Below are 617 nucleotides of genomic sequence, written 5' to 3'. Positions count from 1 at the left end.
AGTGGGCATCGTCGGCAGCGTCAGGTGTGTAGAAGAGACAGGTCCCCTCGGGGCCGGCGGCGCGACACGTTCGCGCCCCGTGCGGAGAGCCCACCTGACAACGGGGGCCCCGTGGTGTGGAATGGGGAGCAGGACCCGCTCGGCCGTGCCCGGGCCCTGAGCCGTCGAACCCGACGGCCGGAGGACCGGGCACCGGGACAAGGAGACGCGTAGTGGCTCGTATCTCAGACGGTGCCGACCTGCTGAAGTGCTCGTTCTGCGGCAAGTCGCAGAAGCAGGTCAAGAAGCTCATCGCGGGCCCCGGCGTGTACATCTGCGACGAGTGCATCGACCTCTGCAACGAGATCATCGAGGAGGAGCTCGCCGAGGCGACGGAGCTCGGCCTCACGGAGCTGCCCAAGCCCAAGGAGATCTTCGAGTTCCTCGAGCAGTACGTCATCGGCCAGGACGCCGCGAAGCGGGCCCTGGCCGTCGCGGTCTACAACCACTACAAGCGCGTGCAGGCGGGGGAGCAGGCCAAGCCGTCGAACCCCGACGACGCGGACTTCGTGGAGCTGGCGAAGTCGAACATCTTGTTGATCGGTCCGACGGGGACGGGCAAGACGTATCTGGCGCAG

General features: G+C 67.3%; 1 protein-coding gene. It reads left to right on the top strand.

Going from position 1 to position 617, the window contains the following annotated elements; all coding sequences use genetic code 11:
• Positions 1–212: 212 nt before the first annotated feature.
• A partial coding sequence (locus AC3WT4_RS12240) for a ClpX C4-type zinc finger protein (protein ID WP_492315555.1) occupies positions 213–617 on the top strand: 405 nt, incomplete at its 3' end.

The organism is Cellulosimicrobium sp. EB106-03-01-XG111 (assembly GCF_058792115.1).
Note: the sequence above shows the minus strand (reverse complement) of the source record. Positions and strands in the feature narration are given on the sequence as shown.